We start from the raw sequence: 20,351 nt of genomic DNA, 5'->3' as shown, positions 1-20,351 counted from the left end.
GCCACTAACCTGATCGCCGACAGCACCTATGTCACAGGCGCAGTGCCTGTCACCGTGAGCGGCGCGGCCTCCATCGCGCAACTGACCTCGATTGATGGCAAGACCACCGGCACCCTGACGGTTGAGTCGATCAACGACACGTCGGCCAACCTGATCGCTGACAGCACCTACCTCACCGGAGCCGTACCGGTCACCGTCAGCGGCACCGTGAGCCTGTCTGATCTGACAGACATCGACGCCAAGACCACCGGCAAAGTGACCGTCATCGAACTGTCCGACACTGCCGCCAACCTTGTCACCTCGGGTGTTGCTTCGGTTTACATCGGCGAAGGCTCCAACGTCACCATCACCGACGCGGTCACCATCGCTCAGTTGCAAACGATCGATGCTGCCAACGGTAACGGTACGCTGACCTACACCACGATTACCGACACCAACGCCAACCTGACAGCAATCGGTGCATCGGCTTACTACACAGGCATCCATGCCAATACCAACGTGGTCGTGACAGACGCGGTGACCGTGGCCCAGCTCACCAGCCTCGATACCGCCAATGGCACCGGCACCGTGACCTACACCACTGACCTGAACGACACGGCATTGGCGCTGGCAACCGATGCTGCCACCAACGCGGGTGCGGGCACCTTCACTGCAGGTCGCGCTGTGACCGTCAGCGACAACGCCAGCATCGCTCAACTTGCGACCATTGATGCTGCTGCAACCACCGTTACTTACGCAGGCATCAAGGACAGCGCTGCCAACCTGATCACCAACACCGGTGCTTACGTGTTGGCCAGCACGGTGGTCACCGTTGATGGCAGTGCTACGCTGGCTCAGCTCAAATCCATCGACAACGTGGTCACCCCGGCACTGGTTTACACCAGCATTGCCGACACCGCTGCCAACCTGTCGGCCAACACTGACGGTTATGTAACGGGTTCGGTTGCGGTCAAGGTGACGGACACCGGCAGTCTGGCGGCCACTAGCCTGACCTCGATCGACGCGCTGACCACCACCCAAGTCGATGCCACAACCGTCACTGGCCTGACCGGCAACTTTGCAGCGGTCGACAGCGTTCTGAAAGCTACCGGCATTCAACTGTCGGGCAGCGAGAAGGTGAACCTGACCGACACGGCAGCTGCACTCAACGGCAAGACGCTTGCACTGACCAGCACTGCGACGACCGATGAACTGCATGTCGGCCTGACCAGCACATCAATCGACCTGAGCAAAATCACAGGCTTCGAAGACATCTACCTGGCGGGCAGCGGTCGTTTCACCCAGACCATCACCGTGGGTGACGGCAACGGTGTCACGGTCCATGCGGCCACACTGTCCAACGTGATCATGGGTACCGGTCAGCAGACCTTCGACTCCAGTGCCGGCAACGACACTGTGCTGTTGAAATCCGGCAGCACATTCTCGTTCGCCGCAACGGCTGCACTGAACGGCAATGACACCCTGAACGGTTTCATCACCGGTGCCAGCAACAGCACGCTGAACTTCAACTCGTTCCTGGGTAACGGTTACAACCTGGGTACCGAGATTGTTAACAGCGGGTCCAACTTTGGTGGTGCGGCAGGTAGCGCTACGCTGGTTGACGGCCTGTCTGTTGCGCAGAACGGTGGCTTCGGTCTGCAGACCGCCAACACCATCAGCGTCGCTGACTTCACCGGCGGCTATCTGTCGGCAGTCAACGGCAAGGAAGTGCTGGTGACCATCGACAACACCGCGCATAAAGCGAACGTCTACTTCGTAGACTCTTCGCTGGGCGGCAGTGCAACGGCTGTAGACTCGGCGTCTGACATCGTTCAGGTGGCGACCATTACCCTGACGGGCAATGTCACCACCATCAACGATCTGCACACCACCGGCGTCCTGGTTGTTTAAGCTGCCTGATTACGCGTAACCGAACCCTCGCTTCCTTCTGGAAGCGGGGGTTTTTTATGTGGCGTCATTCAATCTGAATACGTGCCAGATGGCATCAGGCACGTATTCATCCATGGATAAGGGCGATGGAAAAGGAAAAAAACCATGATCGTTAACGGCGACAGTTTCAACATTATCAACCCCGAACTATTCAAGCACAGCCTTGAAGGGCTGCGCCAAAGCGTCGCCACCCCCGACAGTTTTTACAGTGCCGACAATGTCATTTGCTGGAACCGCAACTTCAGCTTCATGACCGATGAGCCGTTCATGGCTGCCATGAGGAAAAACGCCACTTCCAACATTGAAATGTCCATCATCTGGCGCACGTACATCCTGTGCCACTTTGCAAAAATGGCCCGGCGTCTGCCGGGGGATTTTGTCGAGGTCGGTGCCTATAAAGGCAACACCGCCAATGTCATTGCAGACAGGGTCGATCTCGCGTCTACGGGTAAACAGTACTACCTGTACGACGCATTCGAACACGATGAAGGCGATGTGCATCACGCCATGCCCAACCATGGACCGCAGTTGCACAACACCGTCAAAGAGCGCTTTGCGGCCTACCCGTTCGTACAGGTCATCAAAGGCTATGTCCCGGACTCGTTCGAGCAGGGTTTCCCGGAGCAGATTGCCTTTGCGCATATCGATCTGAATCAGGCGCCGGCCGAAGTCGAAGCGCTCAAGCGCATTGTCCCGCGCATGGTGCCGGGTAGCGTGCTGATACTGGATGACTATGGATGGTGGGTTTATCGCGCGCAGAAAGAAGCCGAAGACCCGTTGCTTGCCGAGTTCGGTCTTGAAGTACTGGAGTTGCCGACAGGCCAGGGGCTGGTATTCAAACTCTGAAAAAAGCCGCTTGATGCGTCGCCTGAGTGTTCAGGCGCGCAGGGCAGGGCGCTTTTGCCGGTCACCCGTGAGTCGGGTGATCGGCAAGTGTGTTCAATTGACCTCGAACACCAGCTTGAGCATCGGCAGGCTGAGGATCTGCACCGCTTCGCTCTTCTTGAGTGTCAGCGTGTAATCCGGCGGCAAGTGGAACCGGGCATTGATTTCCACAAGGCACTGATTCACATCTGTGTAGAAGCACAAGGCGTTTTGCTCGCCTTTGCCAAGCACCGATGCCAGAAACTGCTCACGCAGCACCTCGCCCCTGAACGTTGCGCCATACACGTCCATGCGCTCGTATTTAGGCCTGGAACGCTGTTCTCGCTTGGTCTGATAGACCGCCGCCCAGACGTCCCAGAAACCACCGGCAATCACCCGAACGTTCTGTGCAACGGCCACGTCGGCCACGGCAGCCGACTGTGCACGCCATGTGGGTGAGACCAGCTCCTTGTAATAGCCGTTGTACCCGCCAAGCCCCATCGCCACGCAATTGGCCAGCGCCGCTATGCACAAGGCCACGACCAGGCCATAGCGCAGATTGAGCGACAGCAGCGCCTGAGCGATCAGATAGCCGATCACCGAGGTGATGAGGATCTGTGCGGTGATGAAGTAGCGAATGTCGTAACCGTTTTTCTGCACCCAGTACGTGTTGGCCAGCAACACGACCAGGCCCAGGCCGATGGAGACCGCTGCGGCGATTTCCCAGGGACGCTTTTCCCGGGCATAGGGGTAACACAGGCCTGCGACGACGGCGAAAGTGGCGAGCGTGAACAGGTGCATGAATGTATGGATCGAGTGGCCCGCCGCGACCAGAGCGTCCCATGAAATCTGCATGCCATACGAGGTCGAAGGTTCGCCGAAGTAACTGCTGTGCAACCGGGCGACCAGGATCGCAACAAAGTTGGCCGCCAGAAACAGCGCATGCCGCTTGCGCTCTTCGCGTTTGAGCAGGCCTATCAGCACGATCATCGGCAGGGCATAGGTCAGCAGTGCGAAGTTGGCGGCATACGCCACGCACAACGTCAGCACCACCAGCACACCCATCACAGGCTTTGGCAGTCGGCTGTAGGTCAATGCATAGGTTGCGGCCAGCATCACCAGCGAAGTGCCCGCCGTATTGTGCTGTACATAGAAGTTGAACAGCGCGTACGGGGCCAGGCAAGTCACGACCACCACGTTGGCAATCGCAACGGCAATGACCAGCAGGCGAAGCTCGCGAGTCAGGAAAACCAGCACGCCGAGCGGGGCCAGATAGGCAAGCATTGCGCGCATCATCACCTGCAGCCTCAGGTTGGTTTCGACGTTGGTGAACGGATGCGTCAGGGCCGGCAGCACATTGAGCAGACGATCCTGGCCCCAGAAATACCAGGTCAGGTTCTGGGTGGAGATCAATGCGGTGAGCATGCCATCGCCGTCCTGCATACCCGACAACGTGACCGTCATGGGGAAGGCAATACCGGCGATGAGACCGCAGAGCAGCAGAAGCGCGATACCAGGAAGCAGAGAGCGAGAACGATCAGCAGGAACACCGGTTTTCATTGAGCGGTGATTCCATGCTTGGCATCACCGCAGTGCAGGCAGATTTCATCCTTGGCGTGTTTACCCGCAGTGCGGCTGCGGATGCGCATGAGCGAAGAGTCACCACTGCATTGTTCGCAGTCGAGCGGGCTGTTGTCGAAGGCGTCCGAAACACGTGTCAGGTGAGTGACGCAGGCCAGTCTCACCAGGTTCGCCATGCCTCGAAAAATTTCCAGTGGCGGTATTTTCGACACGCCGGCGTTGCGCTCGTGGAAGTGGATCGGGTGCTCTGCAACCCGCAGGCCGTGGCGATGCGCCTGGACAATCACCGTGAGGAAGAACGAATAGCCGCCGACCACCAGTGCATCAAAATCGATGGCGTTGAGGCGGTTGACCCGAAAGGCACGAAACGAGGTGGTGAACTCCGAGAGTTTGATACCCAGCAACAGGCGCGAAGCCAGGTTGGCAGCCTGGCTGACACGCAGGCGGTAGCCGGTGTAATCGCATTGACCGCCCTTGGCATAGCGCGAGCCGATCACCAGATCAGTGTTGTCATTCAGGCGATTGATCAGATGCGGGATATCGGCCGGATCGTGGGAATGGTCGCCGTCCATGGTCACCAGAATGTCGTAACCGTGATGGATGGCGTATTTCCAGGCCAGCAGATGCGCTGTGCCCAGGCCCAGCTTGCCAGGACGCACCACGACCTTGAGGTTGGGGCGGGTCAGCGACTCCAGAATGTCCAGCGTGCCGTCCTTGCTGTTGTCATCGACCACAAGGATATCGGCATGGGGCGTCGACTCGGCGATGCGATCAATCATGGATTGGACATTGCCAGCTTCGTTATACGTGGCAAAAAAGACCAGCGTCTTCATGGGCGTACTTCTCGATCAGGTATTGGCGGGGCTGGACTTTGGCGAAAGCAATTTCCAGACAAAGTTGTAAGACATGAAGTAGTTCCACAAGGAACCCACCACGATACCGCTTAAGGCAGATGCCATCGGCATGCCAATACGGTCATACACTTCGCCGGAAATCAGCAGGCTGAGCGCCAGCCCGGCAGACGTAATCGCAAGATAAATCGCGTAACCGGCAATGATGCGTTTGCCTGACAAACTGGTGTCCCGGTAAGTCGCCTTGTTATTGAGCAGATAATTGAACGTGGCGGCAACAATCATGGCGCAGGCATTGGCATAACGAAAATTATCCGTGGCCAGCAGCATGACGGTCTTGAGCACGGTCATGTGCACAACGACGCCCAGTGACCCCACGATCAGAAAAGAGATCAGGGATTTGGGAAGCAGGCCTCTGATAATAAAGCTGATCAAGTCGGTAAGCTGTTGGATGAGTCTCGGTAACACAGTTATATCCCTATAGGGCCAACGCAGACGGCGGCCTGTTGCAACATGATCATGATCTGTAGAGGCCTGTCAGGCTTCTTCAGAGGATGAGTAGCCAGCGGTGGAGGAGGGCACTTTACCCTTCACCAGTTCCCGGTAGACCGAGACGGTTTTTTCGCACATGCGTTGCGCGGTGAATTGCGTGTTGAAGCGTTTCAGAGCGTTGGCCCCGAAACGGCTGGCCTCTTCGGGGTTATCCCACAGGCGGCGCAAGGCAGCACGCAGTGCGGCGGGTTGTTCAGGAGGAACGGCCAGCCCGGTTTCTTCATGGAGATTGACGTAGGTGGTGCCCGTGCCGATCTCGCAGGAGATCATCGGTTTGCCGTACATCGCCGCTTCCAGCAGCGAAATGCCGAAGGCTTCCGAACGCAGGTGCGAAGGGAACGCCAGGGCGTAACTCAATTGCAGCAGGCAGGCCTTGTCGACGTCATCGAGGCGCCCAAGAAACAGCACATGACGCAGTTGCAGGCGTTCGGCCTGGGCCTTGAGCGCCTGTTCTTCAGGCCCGGAGCCAATGATCACCAGCGGATAGTCGGTGCCTTCCAGCGCACTGAGCAGGCTTTGCAGGCCCTTGTAATAACGCAGCACACCCACGAACAGAAAAAACTTTTCCGGCACGCGCTGACGCCAGTCGTTGAGTTGCTGTTCGGTCACTTGCGGATACGCAGCAGCGTCCAGGCCGTAAGGAATCACCACGGTCTTGTCGGCAAACGGTTGCAAGGTGTCACTGCTGCGAAGGTAGTTGGGCGAGGCCACCAGAATACGGTCCATCGACTTCAGGAAACGATTCATGAGCGGCGTGTAGAGCTTGAGCAGCGACCGTTGCTTGATGATGTCCGAGTGATAACTCAGCACGGTGGGCCGATCATGCAGGCTGGCGAAATGCACCAGGTCCATGAACGGCCAGGGAAAGTGAAAGTGCACAAGATCGGCTTCCCGGGCCATGGCCTTGAATCGGCTGAAAGCTTGCAGGGAGAAGCCGGTGGACGCGAGATTGAGCTGTTCTTTGACGCGCACCACCGAATGATCGGCCACCTGCAGACGTGCAGGGTGCGGATGTGGGCTCAAGGTCAGGACCTGATTGTCGACACCCAGGTCGCGTGTGCCCTGGCAGAGCTGGAAAATGACCTGCTCGATGCCACCGGTGGTATCAGGATAATAAGTCTTGAAGAAATGCAGAACGCGCATGATTGACTCGCTACAAGTGTTCGCAAAAACCGCTCGTCCACTGTCCACAAATGAACCATTGCTGAATAACAGCTGAACCACAAGTATCTGGGAATCGGAACAGATTTAGATGAGGTTGACTTTAACCGCCGCTTAGAAGGCCACGCAACCGGAAATTGGCCGACATTATATACAACCGTGCGTCCTACAGTGATTTCGGCTAAATCCTTTTTCATTTATCGCGCGTTAGGGTGGTGATACACTCGCGCGCTTTTACCCCCGTGGCAGTCAGGAAATTATGCGCAACGCACATGAAAACAGCTTGCAAGCGGCTTTAAAGGCCTGCAAGAGCAGTTTCATATCGGTTGGTGTTTTCAGTTTCTTTGTGAACGCGCTGATGCTGGTCCCTACCTTCTATATGCTGCAGGTCTACGGCCGCGTGGTGACGAGCGGTAGTCTGACGACGCTGGCCATGCTGACCATCATCATGACCATCCTGGTGATCACGATGGGGTCGCTGGAGTGGATTCGCTCGCGCATCATGGTGCGCGTCAGCACCAAGCTGGATGTGCTGCTGAGCCGCGATGTCTACCGCGCCAGTTTCAAGCGTGCGCTTGAAAGTGGTGGTATGGATGCGTCCGCACAGCCTCTGAACGACCTGACCGGCCTGCGCCAGTTCATGACCGGCAACGGGCTGTTCGCATTCTTTGACGCCCCGTGGCTGCCGATTTACGTCGCCGTGATGTTCATGTTCCACCCCTGGTATGGCTGGGTGGCCATTGCCAGCGCAATCATTCTCCTGATCCTCGCCTACCTCAACGAGCGTGGCACGGGCAAGGCACTGGGTGAGGCGAACAAGGAAAACATCGCCGCCACGCTGCAGACCACCAAGAACCTGCGCAACGCCGAAGTCATCGAATCGATGGGCATGCTCAGCACCCTGATCCAGCGCTGGAGCCGCCGCCAGAAGAAAGTCCTGGTGCTGCAGTCCCAGGCCAGCGACAAGGGCGGCGTGATCAGTGCCATTTCCAAGACCTTCCGCATGCTCATCCAGTCGCTGATCCTGGGCCTGGGTGCGTACCTTGCGGTCAACCACGAAATCAGCCCGGGCCTGGTGATCGCAGGTTCCGTCCTGCTGGGTCGCGCTCTGGCGCCGATTGACATGATCATCGGCAGCTGGAAAGGCTTCATTGCTGCGCGCTCGCAGTACGACCGCCTCAACAACATCATGGACAAGCTCAAGTCCGAGCCTGAGCGCATGTCGCTGCCGGCCCCGCAGGGCAACGTGCTGGTCGACAACCTGATCGTCGGCGCACCCGGCAGCAAGAACCCGATCATCCGTGGCATCAGCTTCGGCGTGCCGGCAGGTTCGGTGGTCGGCATCATCGGCCCGAGCGCGTCCGGCAAATCGACCCTGGCCCGTGCCCTGATGGGCGTCTGGGCACCCCAGCACGGCACGGTCCGTCTTGACGGTGCTGACATCAGTTCGTGGGACAAGGAAGAGCTGGGCCCTTACATCGGTTACCTGCCGCAGGACATCGAACTGTTCGAAGGCAGCATCAGCGAGAACATTGCGCGCTTTGCCGACGTGGACGCCGAAAAGGTCGTGGCCGCTGCGCAGATTTCCGGCGTACACGAAATGATCCTGCACCTGCCTGACGGTTACGACACTGTGATCGGCAGCGATGGCGTGAACCTGTCCGGTGGACAGCGTCAGCGAATCGGTCTGGCGCGTGCCGTCTACGGCAACCCTCGCCTGATTCTGCTGGACGAGCCCAACTCCAACCTCGATGAGGTGGGCGAACGTGCCTTGGCATCGGCCATTCTGGAGCTCAAGAAGTCCGGGGCGACCATTTTTGTCATCACCCACCGCACCACGATCCTGGCGGTACTCGACCGCCTGCTGGTCATGGCCGCAGGTGGCGTGAGCATGTACGGCCCGCGTGACCAGGTCATGGAAGAGCTCAACAAGCAACAAGCCGCAGCTCAACAGAAAGCCGCCCAGGTGGGCACAGGCGCCAATCCGGTTCGCGCCTGACAGGAAGATATCGATGACCCGCATGCTGACCAAAAACGTTGATAACTTCGCTGACTTGCCGACCTCCGATGCCAAGACCCGTCGTCTTGGCTTCACCATTCTGATCGTGGTGTTCGGCATTTTCGGCACCTGGGCCGCGGTGGCACCCATTGATGGCGCTGTCTATGCCCCAGGTGTCGTCACGGTTCAGACCTATCGCAAGACGGTGCAACACCTGGAAGGCGGTATCGTCAAGGACGTGCTCGCCCACGATGGCGACATCGTCAAGAAAGGTGATCCGCTGATCGTCCTCGACGACGCTCAACTGCGCGCCGAATACGACATGAACCACAACCAGCTGATCGCCGCCAAGGCCATGGAAGCGCGTCTGGAAGCAGAGCGTGACGGCAAGGCGCAGATCGATTTCGGCACCATGACCGAGGCGGACACCCCGCGTGGCATCGAAGCCCGTATGGGCGAAACACAGGTGTTCAATGCCCGTCGTGGCGCGCGTCTGGGGCAGATTTCGGTGCTGCAGGAACGCATTGGTCAGCTGAACCAGCAGATCAAGGGCACCGAGGACATGATCGGTACCAAGACCAACCTGCAGAAGTCCTACACCAACGAGATCACCGAACTGACCGACCTGCTTGCCAAGGGCTTCGTCGACAAGCAGCGCATGCTCGAACAGCAACGCAAGCTCGACATGCTCAAGTCCGAAGTGGCCGACCACCGTTCGACCATCACCAAGACCCGTCTGCAGATCAACGAAACCCAACTGCAGATCCTGCAGATCAACAAGGATTTCGACGCCGACGTGGCCAAGCAACTGGCTGAAGTGCAGACCAAGGCCTACGACCTGCAGGAACGCACCGCTGCGCTGGCTGATCGCCTGACCCGCATCGTCATCCGTGCCCCGGACGACGGCATGGTCATCGGCATGACCGTACACACCATTGGCGGTGTCGTGCGTCAGGCCACGCCATTGCTGGACATCGTGCCTTCGGTGTCGGACCTGGTGGTCGAAGCTCAAGTGCCGCCGCAGGACATCAACCGCGTGAACATCGGCAAGACCGCCGATATCCGCTTCAGCGCGTTCAACAGTGCGACCACGCCTGTGATCGAAGGCGTCGTGACCAGCGTCTCGGCCGACCGCCTGACCAACGAAAAGACCGGCATGCCGTATTACCTGGCCCGCGTCAGCGTGACGCCTGAAGGCGCGCAGAAACTGGGTGACCGCAAGCTGCTGGCCGGTATGCCGGCTGACGTGCTGGTCAAGACCGGCGAGCGCACCATGCTGCAATACCTCTTGCAGCCGGCGCGTAACGCGATTGCCCAGTCGATGATCGAGGAATGATTGTGCGCTTGTTGCCCTGTCTGTTAGTAGGAATGTTGGCGTTTCAGGCACACGCTGCCGAGCCGAAGACCGCCGAACCGAAAACGGCAGAACCGTCCAAGCCCAAGCCTGCACCCAAAGGCGTCAGCGCTGTGGAGTACTCGGCCGACCTGATGCAGCTCTACCGCGAGTCGCGTCTGGAAGACCCGCGCGTGCTGGCGTCCTACTCGCGTGCCCAGTCGAGCAAGGAACAGCAGCGCGAAGCGTTGGGCGGCCTGTTGCCGCAGATCACCGCCAATGCCGGTGCCAACCGCATCAAGCAGGTCAACGAGACCACCAACCAGATCTACAACAGCGAAAACTACAGCGTCACGCTCAGCCAGCACCTGTACAACAAGGCCGCCTGGGAAAACTACCAGCGCTACAAGAGCCTGGCCAAGCAGTCGGCATCCGAGTCCGAAGAGGCCCAGGCCGAAGCGACCGTCGACCTTGCCCAACGCTACTTCGCAGCGCTGGCCGCTGACGACGAACTGGAGCTGGTGCAGGCCGAGCGCCGTGCGACCCAGAAGAACCTCGACCGGGTCAACGCGCTGTATGCCAAACAACTGGCAATGATCACCGACAAGCTCGACATTCAGGCCCGGGTCGATTCCCTGGCCGCTCAGGAAGTGGACGCCCGCAATCAGGTCCGCGTGACCCGTGCCGCGCTGTCGGAAATCGTCGGCCGCCCGGTCAAGGAAAAGCTCAGCCGCGTGCGCAATGACGTCGAGTTGCAAGTGTCGGCCGAAAGCCTGGACAGCTGGGTGCAGTTGGCCGTCAACAGCAACCCGCAGATCCGCGCCGGTGAAAGCGCCGTCGAAGCCGCCGAGGCCGCATTGCGTGGCGGCAAGGGCGCGCATTACCCCACGCTCAGCCTGAACCTCAGTGCGCAGAACACCAACGAGGGTTACAACAACGCCCTGGCGCCCAAGACCGACAGCTATGTGGCCGGTATCGGTCTGCAAGTGCCGATCTACAGCGGTGGCTCGGCATCGGCCCGGGTACGTGGCCTTTACCAGGACCAGACCACTGCAGAACTGCAAATGGAGGCCACGCGCCGCCAGGTCGTCAAAGAAACCACCAATGCTTACTTGACCGCAGACTCAAGTGTCGAAAAAATACGCGCCAATCGAAATGCCCTTGCGTCAGCCGAGCAGTCGAGCATCGCGTCCCAGGCGGCTTTCAGTTATGGCGTGGTCAATGCTGTGGATGTGCTGACTGCCACTCAGAACGAGTTCAAGGCGCGTCGTGATCTGCTCAAGACTCAATACGATTTCATTACCAATCTGTTCATCCTCAATCGCTGGGCCGGCAAGCTTTCCGAAGAAAGCGTCGAAAGCGTCAATGTATGGTTGAGCAACAACAGTAAAACGGACTCAGTCCCCGACCGGAATTCCAAGCAATGAATGCACCTACAAAATCCGTGATCATCACTGGCATCACCGGCCAGGACGGTGCTTATCTCACCGAGTTGTTGCTGAACAAAGGCTACAAGGTCTACGGCACCTACCGCCGTACCAGCTCGGTCAACTTCTGGCGTCTGGAAGAGGTTGGCGTGCTCAACCACCCGAACCTGGAACTGGTCGAGCACGACCTGACCGACCTGTCCGCCAGCATCCGCCTGATGCAGAAAGCCGAGCCGGTCGAGGTGTACAACCTGGCCGCTCAGAGCTTCGTGGGCGTGTCGTTCGATCAGCCGCTGACCACCGCCGAAATCACCGGCCTGGGCGCAGTCAACCTGCTGGAAGCCATCCGCATCGTTAACCCGAAGATCCGCTTCTACCAGGCGTCGACCTCGGAAATGTTCGGCAAGGTTCAGCAGGTTCCACAGACCGAAGCCACCGATTTCTACCCACGCAGCCCGTACGGCGTGGCCAAGCTGTACGCTCACTGGATGACCATCAACTACCGTGAGTCCTACGACATCTTCGGTTCCAGCGGCATCCTGTTCAACCACGAGTCGCCACTGCGCGGCAAAGAGTTCGTGACCCGCAAGATCACCGACGCCGTAGCGCGCATTTCCCTGGGCATGCAGGACGTCCTGGAACTGGGCAACATGGACGCCAAGCGCGACTGGGGTTTTGCCAAGGAATACGTCGAAGGCATGTGGCGCATGCTGCAGGCTGACGAGCCGGACACCTTCGTTCTGGCCACCAACCGCACTGAAACCGTTCGCGACTTCGTGTCCATGGCATTCAAGGCCGTCGACATCAACCTGGAATGGAAAGGCAGCGCCGACAACGAACACGGCATCGACACCAAGACCGGCAAGACCGTCATTCAGGTCAACCCGAAGTTCTACCGTCCTGCTGAAGTCGAACTGCTGATCGGCGACCCGGAAAAAGCCAAGCGCGTTCTGGGCTGGGAAGCCAAGACCACTCTGGAAGAGCTGTGCGACTTGATGGTCAAGGCTGACCTGGAGCGCGTCCAGTCTGGCAAATCGTTCTGATCCTTCTATATATAGAAGAGCAGGGCGTACGTAATAGCTAGCTATATATCTAGATAGCTAGCTATCTGAGAAGGCCGCGTGAAAACGCGGCCTTTTTCATGGCCGCGAGAAAGTGCCCGGCAGGCATCGGTGGGTCCATTCCCACATCAATCCGGCCTGTAGGAGCGGACTTGTCCGCGAAGGCGATATGTGAGGCGCTGCATCTCGGCTGGATGCACTGGCCCTTTCGTGGACAAGTCCACTCCCACGATCAAACCCGGTAGGAGCGGACTTGTCCGCGAAGGCGATGCATCAGGCGCCAGATCTCTATCAGATGCACTGACCCTTTCGTGGACAAGTCCACTCCCACGATCAAACCCGGTAGGAGCGGACTTGTCCGCGAAGGCGATGTGTCAGGCGCCAGATCTCTATCAGATGTACTGGCCTATTCGTGGACAAGTCCACTCCCACGATCAAACCCAGTAGGAGCGGACTTGTCCGCGAAGGCTGTATGTCAGGCACCAGATATCTACCAGATGTACTGGCCTATTCGTGGACAAGTCCACTCCCACGATCAACCCAGTAGGAGCGGACTTGTCCGCGAAGGCGATGCATCAGGCGCCAGATCTCTACCGGATGCACTGGCCCTTTCGTGGACAAGTCCACTCCCACGATCAAACCCGGCCTGTAGGAACGGACTTGTCCGCGAAGGCGATGTGTCAGGCGCCAGATCTCTACCGGATGTACTGGCCTATTCGTGGACAAGTCCACTCCCACGATCAAACCCTGTAGGAGCGGACTTGTCCGCGAAGGCGATGTGTCAGGCGCCAGATCTCTACCAGATGTACTGGCCTATTCGTAGACAAGTCCACTCCCACGATCAAACCCGGTAGGAGCGGACTTGTCCGCGAAGGCGATGCATCAGGCACCAGATCTCTACCGGATGTACTGGCCTATTCGTGGACAAGTCCACTCCCACACGGGATGCGCGACAGCGCTACGTTGAAGGTGTAGTGAGGCCTCCCACAGCGGCCCCAAAATAGTATTCAATAGCGCCCTGTTTCATTTTTTTTCCATTTTTACCAGGCCACTCCATGCACAGCGAAGTACAGGTCACCATCCACCAGTTTGCAATCAGCGTCTCCCCCGGCGACGGCATCAGTAACGGCATGATGCTCACCCGAAAGTTGTTACGTCTGGCGGGCGTCAAGTCAGACATCTACTGCATCCGTCCTTCCGAACAAATGGCTGGCGATGTCCTGTGCATGGACGACTACCTGCCCGGCAGCGCCGATGCGTTGCTGGTTCACCACGGCATCGGCAACCCGGTCGAAGCCTGGCTGCGTGATCTGCCGGAACCCAAGTTTATGGTGTTCCACAACATCACCCCCGGCGAGCTGTTCCCGCCCGAACACGCCATCCAGCCGATGCTCGCCCATGGCTGGGAGCAGGTCGACACCTGGAAACACTGGTTGACCGGCAGCATTGCCGATTCCCAGCAGAACCTGCAGGACCTGCTCAAGCACGGCTACAGCGACCAAAACATCACCGAAATTCCCCTGCTGGTGGACCTGGAGCGCATCCAGCCGCACGCCGTCAAACGCCACGACACGCCGCGCCCGTTCACCCTGCTGTACGTCGGCCGCATCATGCCGCACAAGAACCAGTTGGGCCTGGTCGAAGCCTTCGCCGTGCTGCTGCGCAGCTCGCCCGTGCCGATCCAGCTGTACCTGGTGGGCGGCTTCACCGTGCCGGACTACAAGGCGCGCATCGAGGCGCGTATTCAGGAACTGGGCATTCAGTCCTTCGTCAGCCTGACCGGCAAGGTCGATGACGACACCCTGACCTCGCTCTACCGCCGAAGCGACCTGTTCGTTTCCCTGAGCCTGCACGAAGGCTTCGGCATGCCGCTGATCGAGGCCATGGCCCACGAACTGCCGGTGCTGGCCTACGACGCACCCAACAGCAACGTGATCCACACCTTGGGCAGCGCCGGTCTGCTGCTGGACAACGCCGATCCGCATCAAGTGGCGGCCACCATCGCGCAACTCATGGAAAACCCGGCCCTGCGCCGCAACATGCGCCGCCGTGGCATCGAGCGCATGCACGAGTTCGGTTACCAGCACCTGTACGACCGCCTGAGCAGCTACCTGAGCAAATTCGACATCCAGCTGCCGCAATTCAGCTTCCCGGTCAGTGCGCCAACGTCGCTGGTCGATTACCGCATCGAAGGTCCGTTCGACAGCACCTACAGCCTGGCGCTGGTCAACCGCGAACTGGGCCGCGCCATTGCCGAACACGGACACCGGGTCGGCCTGCGCGCCACCGAAGGGCCGGGGCCGATTCCGGTCGATCAGGCGTTTCTGGACGCCAACCCCGATTGCGCCGACCTGCACGCGCGCGGCGAACAGCCTGCGCGTGACGTACTGCGCCTGATGTACCCGCCGCGCGTCACCGACATGCAGGGCGACTTCAACGTCGTGTCCTGCTACGGCTGGGAAGAGTCGAGCCTGCCGCAAGGCTACTGCCACGACTTCAACCACCAGGCGCACCTGATCACCAGCATGTCCAGCTGGGTCACCCGCACCCTGCTCGACAACGGCGTCACCGCGCCGCTGGCCACCGTCGGCCTGGGCGCCGACCACATCCTGCGCGCCGACATCGACGCCAGCAGCCTGCCGCCGATGCCCAACGTCAGCGCCGAGCGCCTGAAACTGCTGCACGTGTCCTCATGCTTTCCGCGCAAAGGCGTGGACGTGCTGCTCAACGCCTACGGCCAGGCGTTCACCGCCGAGCAGCCGGTGGTGCTGATCATCAAGACCTTCCCCAACCCGCACCACGACATTCGCAAGGAAGTCGCCGACTGGGCCGCCAGCCTGCCCTCGGCCCCGGCCGTCGAACTGATCGTGCAGGACCTGCCGGACTCGGCGCTGCGTGCGCTGTACACGATGGCCGACGCGCTGGTTGCGCCGTCGCGCGGTGAGGGTTTCGGCCTGCCACTGGCCGAAGCCATGCTGCATCGCCTGCCGGTGATCGTGACCGGGCAGGGCGGGCAGAGCGACTTCTGCACCGAAGACACCGCCTGGCTGATCGACTACCGCTACGAGCGCGCCCGCACCCACCTGGATGCCGCCGCCTCGGTGTGGTTCGAGCCAAGCGCCGAACACCTGGCCAGCCTCTTGGGCGAGTTCTACCTGGCGTGGGGCGAAGGCCGTCTGGCCAGCGTCACGGCCGCCCGGGTCGAGGCCGCCGATGCGCTGATCCGCAGCCGCTTCACCTGGTCGCACGTGGCCAAGGCCAGCGTTGACGCCATGGCGCAGGCCAGCCAGCAACCCTTGCTCAAGAAGGCCCCGCGCCTGGGCACCGTCACCACCTGGAACAGCGCCTGCGGTATCGCCACCTACAGCACCAAACTGCTTGAACCGGCGTTCGGCCTCGACTGCCACGTGTTCGCCAACGACGGCGTGGTGCTGACCAGTCGCGATGAAAGCAACATCGAGCGTTGCTGGAGCGCCGGCGACACCGACGACCTGGCGCGCCTGAAGGCAGCCATCGAGCGCTCGGGGGTCGATACGCTGCTGATCCAGTTCAACTTCTCGTTCTTCGGCCTGCAGGCCTTCGCCTCGTTGCTCGACTGGGCCCACGGCCGCGGCATCTGCACCCTGGTGGTGTTCCATTCCACGGCCGACGTGCAGCATGGCGAACAGCTCAAGTCACTGCGCGACCTGCGCGAGTCCCTGAGCCAGTCGGCGCGCCTGCTGGTGCACAGCGTGGGCGACCTCAACCGTCTGAAGGACTTCGGCCTGCGCGACAACCTGCTGATGTTCCCCCACGGCGTGATCGACACCCCGCCGCCCGCACCGGGCGCGCGTCAACAGGCGGCCAACCTGCAGGGCAAGACCATCATCGCCAGCTACGGCTTTCTGCTGCCGCACAAAGGCATGCCGGAACTGATCGAGGCGTTTGCGCTGTTGGCCAAGGACGACAGCAAGCTGCACCTGCTGCTGGTCAATGCTGAATACCCGGTGCCGGTATCGGCTGAACTGGCCGTGGCCTGCCGCGAGCGCATCGCCCAGCCGGACCTGGCCGGGCGGGTGACGCTGATTACCGATTACCTGAGCGACGAGGAATCGCTGTCATGGCTGGGCATGGCCGACGCGATCGTCTTCCCCTATCAACACACGCAGGAATCGTCGAGTGCGGCGGTGCGCTGGGGGCTGAGTACCGGTCGTCCGGTTTTTTGCACACCGCTGGCGATTTTTGAAGATGTTGAGGATGCGGTCACATTTTTGCCGGGCACTGATAGCCAATCCATGGCGAAAGGCCTGCGAGAAAATCTTGACGCTGTACCACAGGTCTTACAGGAAAAATGGTTGCGTAATCACGGATGGAGAAGCGTTTCAGCGCGGTTACGTAACGTGTTGATGGGCCTCTCGGCCGAAAACGCAAAAACTTTAGCCCACGATGTTTAATGAAATGTCTTACAAGATTTACGAAAAGTTCTGATAGACAAGACAAAAAAAGAACGGTGTCAGCTATTGTTACGCCGCCATTTTGACATGTATGATCGGCCGGCCATTGTGTTATCTGCTTGACGGCCTTGAAAAAAGTCGAAACGGGTAACGCGATAAGCAGGTCAGCAGAGGCTGACTTCCCATAAAGGGGGCCATGGCCCGCCGGGACGTGGCAACAGGCTGGGGCCGACGGGCTCTCATCCGTTATGGAAGCCTGGATGTCGATATCGACTTATTTTGGAGATGTATACGTAATGGCTACTACTACTGCACAGATTCAACAGCTGTATGTTGCTTACCTCGGCCGTGCTGCCGACAAAGCTGGTCTGGACTACTGGTCGACCGAGCTGAACGCAACTCCAGCTACCCTGACTCTGGAAGACCTGCGCGCTAACTTCGTAAACTCGCAGCCAGAGTACGCCGCTATCTACGGCGGTCTGACTCGTGAAGACACCGTTGCCAAAATCTACAGCAACCTGTTCGGTCGTGCTGCTGATGCTGATGGCCTGGCCTACTGGACTACCGGTGGCGGCGCTTCCGTTAGCACCGACCTGCTGCTGACTGCTTTCATCAATGGCGCAAGCGCTGCTGACTCCCAGACCGTAACCAACAAGGTTCTGGTTTCCGAGGTTTACACCAACGCTGCTGGCACCAACTTCCTGGCTGCTGACGCTGCTTCGATCATCTCCGGCGTTACCACCAACGCTTCGATCAGCACTGCGCTGGACAAGCTGACTGACGGTTCCCTGAGCGGCATCGCTGTTCCTGCTGGCATCTCGGCTCTGAAAGCTGACATCGCTGCTGACGCTGCCGTTACTGCTTTCGAAACCAACAACGTTGCTACCCTGAAAGCTCTGAGCGCTGAGCTGGCTACTCTGTCCACCACTGGTGACAAAGCTGGCGTGATCGGTGACACCACCGCATCGACCGCTACTACCTATGCAGCTCAAGCAACTGCTCTGGAAGCGGCTATCACTACCGCTCGTGACAACGGTACGCTGAACACTGAAACGCTGACCACCAAGCTGACCGCTGACACTAAAACGTTGGCAACTGCTCGCACTGATTACCTGACCAGCGACACCACCGCTGTGGACAAAATCAATGCTTACGACGCAGCAGTCAAAGCTGTAGCAGCCAACCAAGGCGCTGCACAGGGTGACATTGACCAAGCTAACGGTACTTTCGCTGCCTACGTTTCTAACAGCGCTAACTCCGCTGCTTACACTAAGGCTCTGTCCGACGCTGGCCTGGCTTCGACTACCACTGCTGCTGACATCTACACTACTCTGTCGGCTGCTGGTACTACTGATGCCACCATCAGCAAAATCACCACTGCTTTCGCTTCGATCAGCGAATTCAGCGCTGTGAAGACTGTTGCTGCCCTGGAGCACTCCGAAGCTGTAGCTGCTGCTTCGCTGTCCACCGCTGGCACTGCGCTGACCGGCTCTGGCGCTACCTGGAAAACTGCTTACGACGCCGTCACTGAAGACAACACCCTGCTGACCGCTTCGAAAGCTGTTGACGCTCTGGAAGCCAAGTACACCGTTACTGACACTGCACACGATTCGCTGGTCAGCACTGCTACCTCGACTCAAACTGCAGTTGACAACAACGCTACTCTGCTGCCAGTTGCTGCTAACGCCGGTACTGCTAACGCTGACGTGTTCCACTTCACTTCGGCTATCGCTCAGACCAACGACGTTGCTATCAACTTCGCTGCCAAAGACTCCCTGTTCCTGGGCGAAGGCTACACTTTGAACAGCACTGCTACTGTTGACGCTACCACTGGTTTCATCACTGGCGGCAACAACAACGCTCTGGAAGTGTTCTTCGTTAAGGACACCGTAAGCGGCAACGTTCAAGCGATCGTTGAAACTTCGGTTACTGGCAGCACTACTGCTGTTCTGGGCGCTACTGTTGCTGGTTCGGCTACCGACGGCGCTGCAGTTATCACCCTGACCGGTGTTACCGACGTTTCGCAAGTTTCCTTCGCAAACGGCGTTATCAGCCACGTTGCTTAATTAGCAAACTGGTTGTATCGGCTACAGGCCTTCGGGCCTGTGACTGATAATCAAAAAACCCGCCCCTCAAAAGGCGGGTTTTTTAATGGGCCGGGAGTGCGTATCCTTTTGCCCCTTCTTCTGCACCGGAATGTCTGATGAACTGGAACCTGATTTTCAACTTTACTCGCCAGGACCTGATCGACCGGCACTCTGCTTCCATGCTTGGCGCGGCCTGGACGTTCATCCTGCCGCTGATCAACATCCTCATTTTCACCCTGGTGTTCTCCAACATCATGGGCATGCGTCTGGGCGGCCTCGGTCAGGACTTGGGCCCGTGGGGTTACAGCGTGTACCTGGTCAGCGGCCTGCTGGCCTGGAACTGCTTCGCCGCCACGCTGACGCGCATCACCCAGGTCTTCCACGAGAAGGCCCACCTGATCGGCAAGGTGCGCATGTCGCTGTGGTCGCTGCCGATGTACGTCGTGCTCAGCGAAACCGTGCATTACCTGATCGCCACCAGCTTCTTCATGATCTTTCTGGTCAGCATCGGCTTTCAGTTCACCTGGCACCTGCTGTGGTGGATCCCGGTGTTCTTCGTCCAGCAGCTGCTGGCGTATGCGCTGGGCATCACCTGCGCGATCCTTTCGGTGTTCATCCGTGACATCAAGGAAGTGGTCGGTGTGATCGTGCAGCTGTGGTTCTGGCTGACGCCCATTGTGTATGTCGCCAACATCCTGCCGATCTTCATCCAGCACGTCGTGGCGCTCAACCCGTTCCACCACCTGGTGCTGGCGTACCGTGCGGCCTTGATCACCGGCCAGACCCCTGACCTGACCGCCATCGGCATTCTGGTGGTGTTCTCGGTGGTGCTGCTGAGCATCTCGATCTTCGTCGGCCGCAAACTGGAACGCGACATTCGCGACTTCCTGTAAACCGGTTGCCCGGCGAATACAGGACTGTTGGAGATGAGCCCCGTTTGTCATGCCAACATGTGGGAGCGAGCTTGCTCGCGAAAGGGCCGTTACTGGCACAGAAGATGGGTTGCCTGACACAACGTCTTCGCGAGCAAGCTCGCTCCCACAGGAAAGTGTTCAGTGCAGAGAACGGGGTGT

The 20,351-nt window shown here is 59.1% G+C and carries 13 protein-coding genes; 9 read left to right on the top strand and 4 right to left on the bottom strand.

The genetic code is table 11. The features are described from left to right. Both BUB69_RS24560 and BUB69_RS24555 read left to right on the top strand, forming a co-directional pair. A partial coding sequence (locus BUB69_RS24560) for a beta strand repeat-containing protein (protein ID WP_175561851.1) occupies positions 1-1,890 on the top strand: 1,890 nt, incomplete at its 5' end. 144 nt (positions 1,891-2,034) lie between these two features. Next, on the top strand, positions 2,035-2,775 hold the full coding sequence (locus tag BUB69_RS24555) for a class I SAM-dependent methyltransferase (RefSeq protein WP_024689200.1): 741 nt from the start codon (positions 2,035-2,037) through the stop codon (positions 2,773-2,775). Between the two features lie 93 nt (positions 2,776-2,868). On the opposite strand, the gene BUB69_RS24550 is transcribed toward BUB69_RS24555, so the two are convergent. The 4 genes from BUB69_RS24550 to BUB69_RS24535 form a co-directional block, all read right to left on the bottom strand. Beyond that, positions 2,869-4,353, bottom strand: coding sequence for a hypothetical protein (locus BUB69_RS24550; RefSeq protein ID WP_073171842.1), 1,485 nt, complete (start codon positions 4,351-4,353; stop codon positions 2,869-2,871). After that, on the bottom strand, positions 4,350-5,207 hold the full coding sequence (locus BUB69_RS24545; protein WP_073171838.1) for a polyprenol monophosphomannose synthase: 858 nt from the start codon (positions 5,205-5,207) through the stop codon (positions 4,350-4,352). The genes BUB69_RS24550 and BUB69_RS24545 overlap by 4 nt, the downstream gene beginning before the upstream one ends. Positions 5,208-5,222: 15 nt before the next feature. Then, positions 5,223-5,660: a GtrA family protein gene (locus BUB69_RS24540; protein ID WP_235201013.1), complete on the bottom strand. Its 438-nt coding sequence runs from the start codon at positions 5,658-5,660 to the stop codon at positions 5,223-5,225. Positions 5,661-5,762: 102 nt separating this feature from the next. Next, entirely contained in the window at positions 5,763-6,923 is a 1,161-nt protein-coding gene (locus tag BUB69_RS24535; RefSeq protein ID WP_073171921.1) for a glycosyltransferase family 4 protein, read from the bottom strand. 274 nt (positions 6,924-7,197) lie between these two features. Between BUB69_RS24535 and BUB69_RS24530 the strand changes: the two genes are divergently transcribed. The 7 genes from BUB69_RS24530 (at position 7,198) to BUB69_RS24490 (ending at position 20,171) form a co-directional block, all read left to right on the top strand. Continuing rightward, a complete protein-coding gene (locus tag BUB69_RS24530) occupies positions 7,198-8,937 on the top strand; it encodes a type I secretion system permease/ATPase (protein WP_073171831.1) in 1,740 nt (579 codons plus the stop codon). Positions 8,938-8,959: 22 nt separating this feature from the next. Further along, positions 8,960-10,273, top strand: coding sequence for an HlyD family type I secretion periplasmic adaptor subunit (locus BUB69_RS24525; RefSeq protein ID WP_084537182.1), 1,314 nt, complete (start codon positions 8,960-8,962; stop codon positions 10,271-10,273). After that, positions 10,270-11,697 carry a TolC family outer membrane protein gene (locus tag BUB69_RS24520; protein WP_073171825.1) on the top strand — a complete coding sequence of 476 codons (1,428 nt, stop codon included), beginning with the start codon at positions 10,270-10,272 and terminating at the stop codon, positions 11,695-11,697. Before BUB69_RS24525 ends, BUB69_RS24520 begins: the two co-directional genes overlap by 4 nt. Then, positions 11,694-12,740, top strand: a complete 1,047-nt coding sequence (gmd, locus tag BUB69_RS24515) for a GDP-mannose 4,6-dehydratase (RefSeq protein ID WP_024689192.1) — start codon at positions 11,694-11,696, stop codon at positions 12,738-12,740. Before BUB69_RS24520 ends, gmd begins: the two co-directional genes overlap by 4 nt. A gap of 1,073 nt (positions 12,741-13,813) precedes the next feature. After that, positions 13,814-17,191 carry a glycosyltransferase family 4 protein gene (locus tag BUB69_RS24500; RefSeq protein WP_073171821.1) on the top strand — a complete coding sequence of 1,126 codons (3,378 nt, stop codon included), beginning with the start codon at positions 13,814-13,816 and terminating at the stop codon, positions 17,189-17,191. 260 nt (positions 17,192-17,451) lie between these two features. Continuing rightward, positions 17,452-19,257, top strand: coding sequence for a DUF4214 domain-containing protein (locus BUB69_RS24495; protein WP_175561847.1), 1,806 nt, complete (start codon positions 17,452-17,454; stop codon positions 19,255-19,257). 137 nt (positions 19,258-19,394) lie between these two features. Further along, complete coding sequence (locus BUB69_RS24490) at positions 19,395-20,171, top strand: ABC transporter permease (protein ID WP_024689189.1); 777 nt, start codon at positions 19,395-19,397, stop codon at positions 20,169-20,171. Positions 20,172-20,351: the final 180 nt, after the last annotated feature.

The sequence above is a fragment of the Pseudomonas asturiensis genome (genome assembly GCF_900143095.1).
Taxonomy (GTDB): domain Bacteria; phylum Pseudomonadota; class Gammaproteobacteria; order Pseudomonadales; family Pseudomonadaceae; genus Aquipseudomonas; species Aquipseudomonas asturiensis.
The sequence above is the reverse complement of the archived record's forward strand: the minus strand, read 5'-3'. Positions and strand labels throughout refer to the sequence as shown.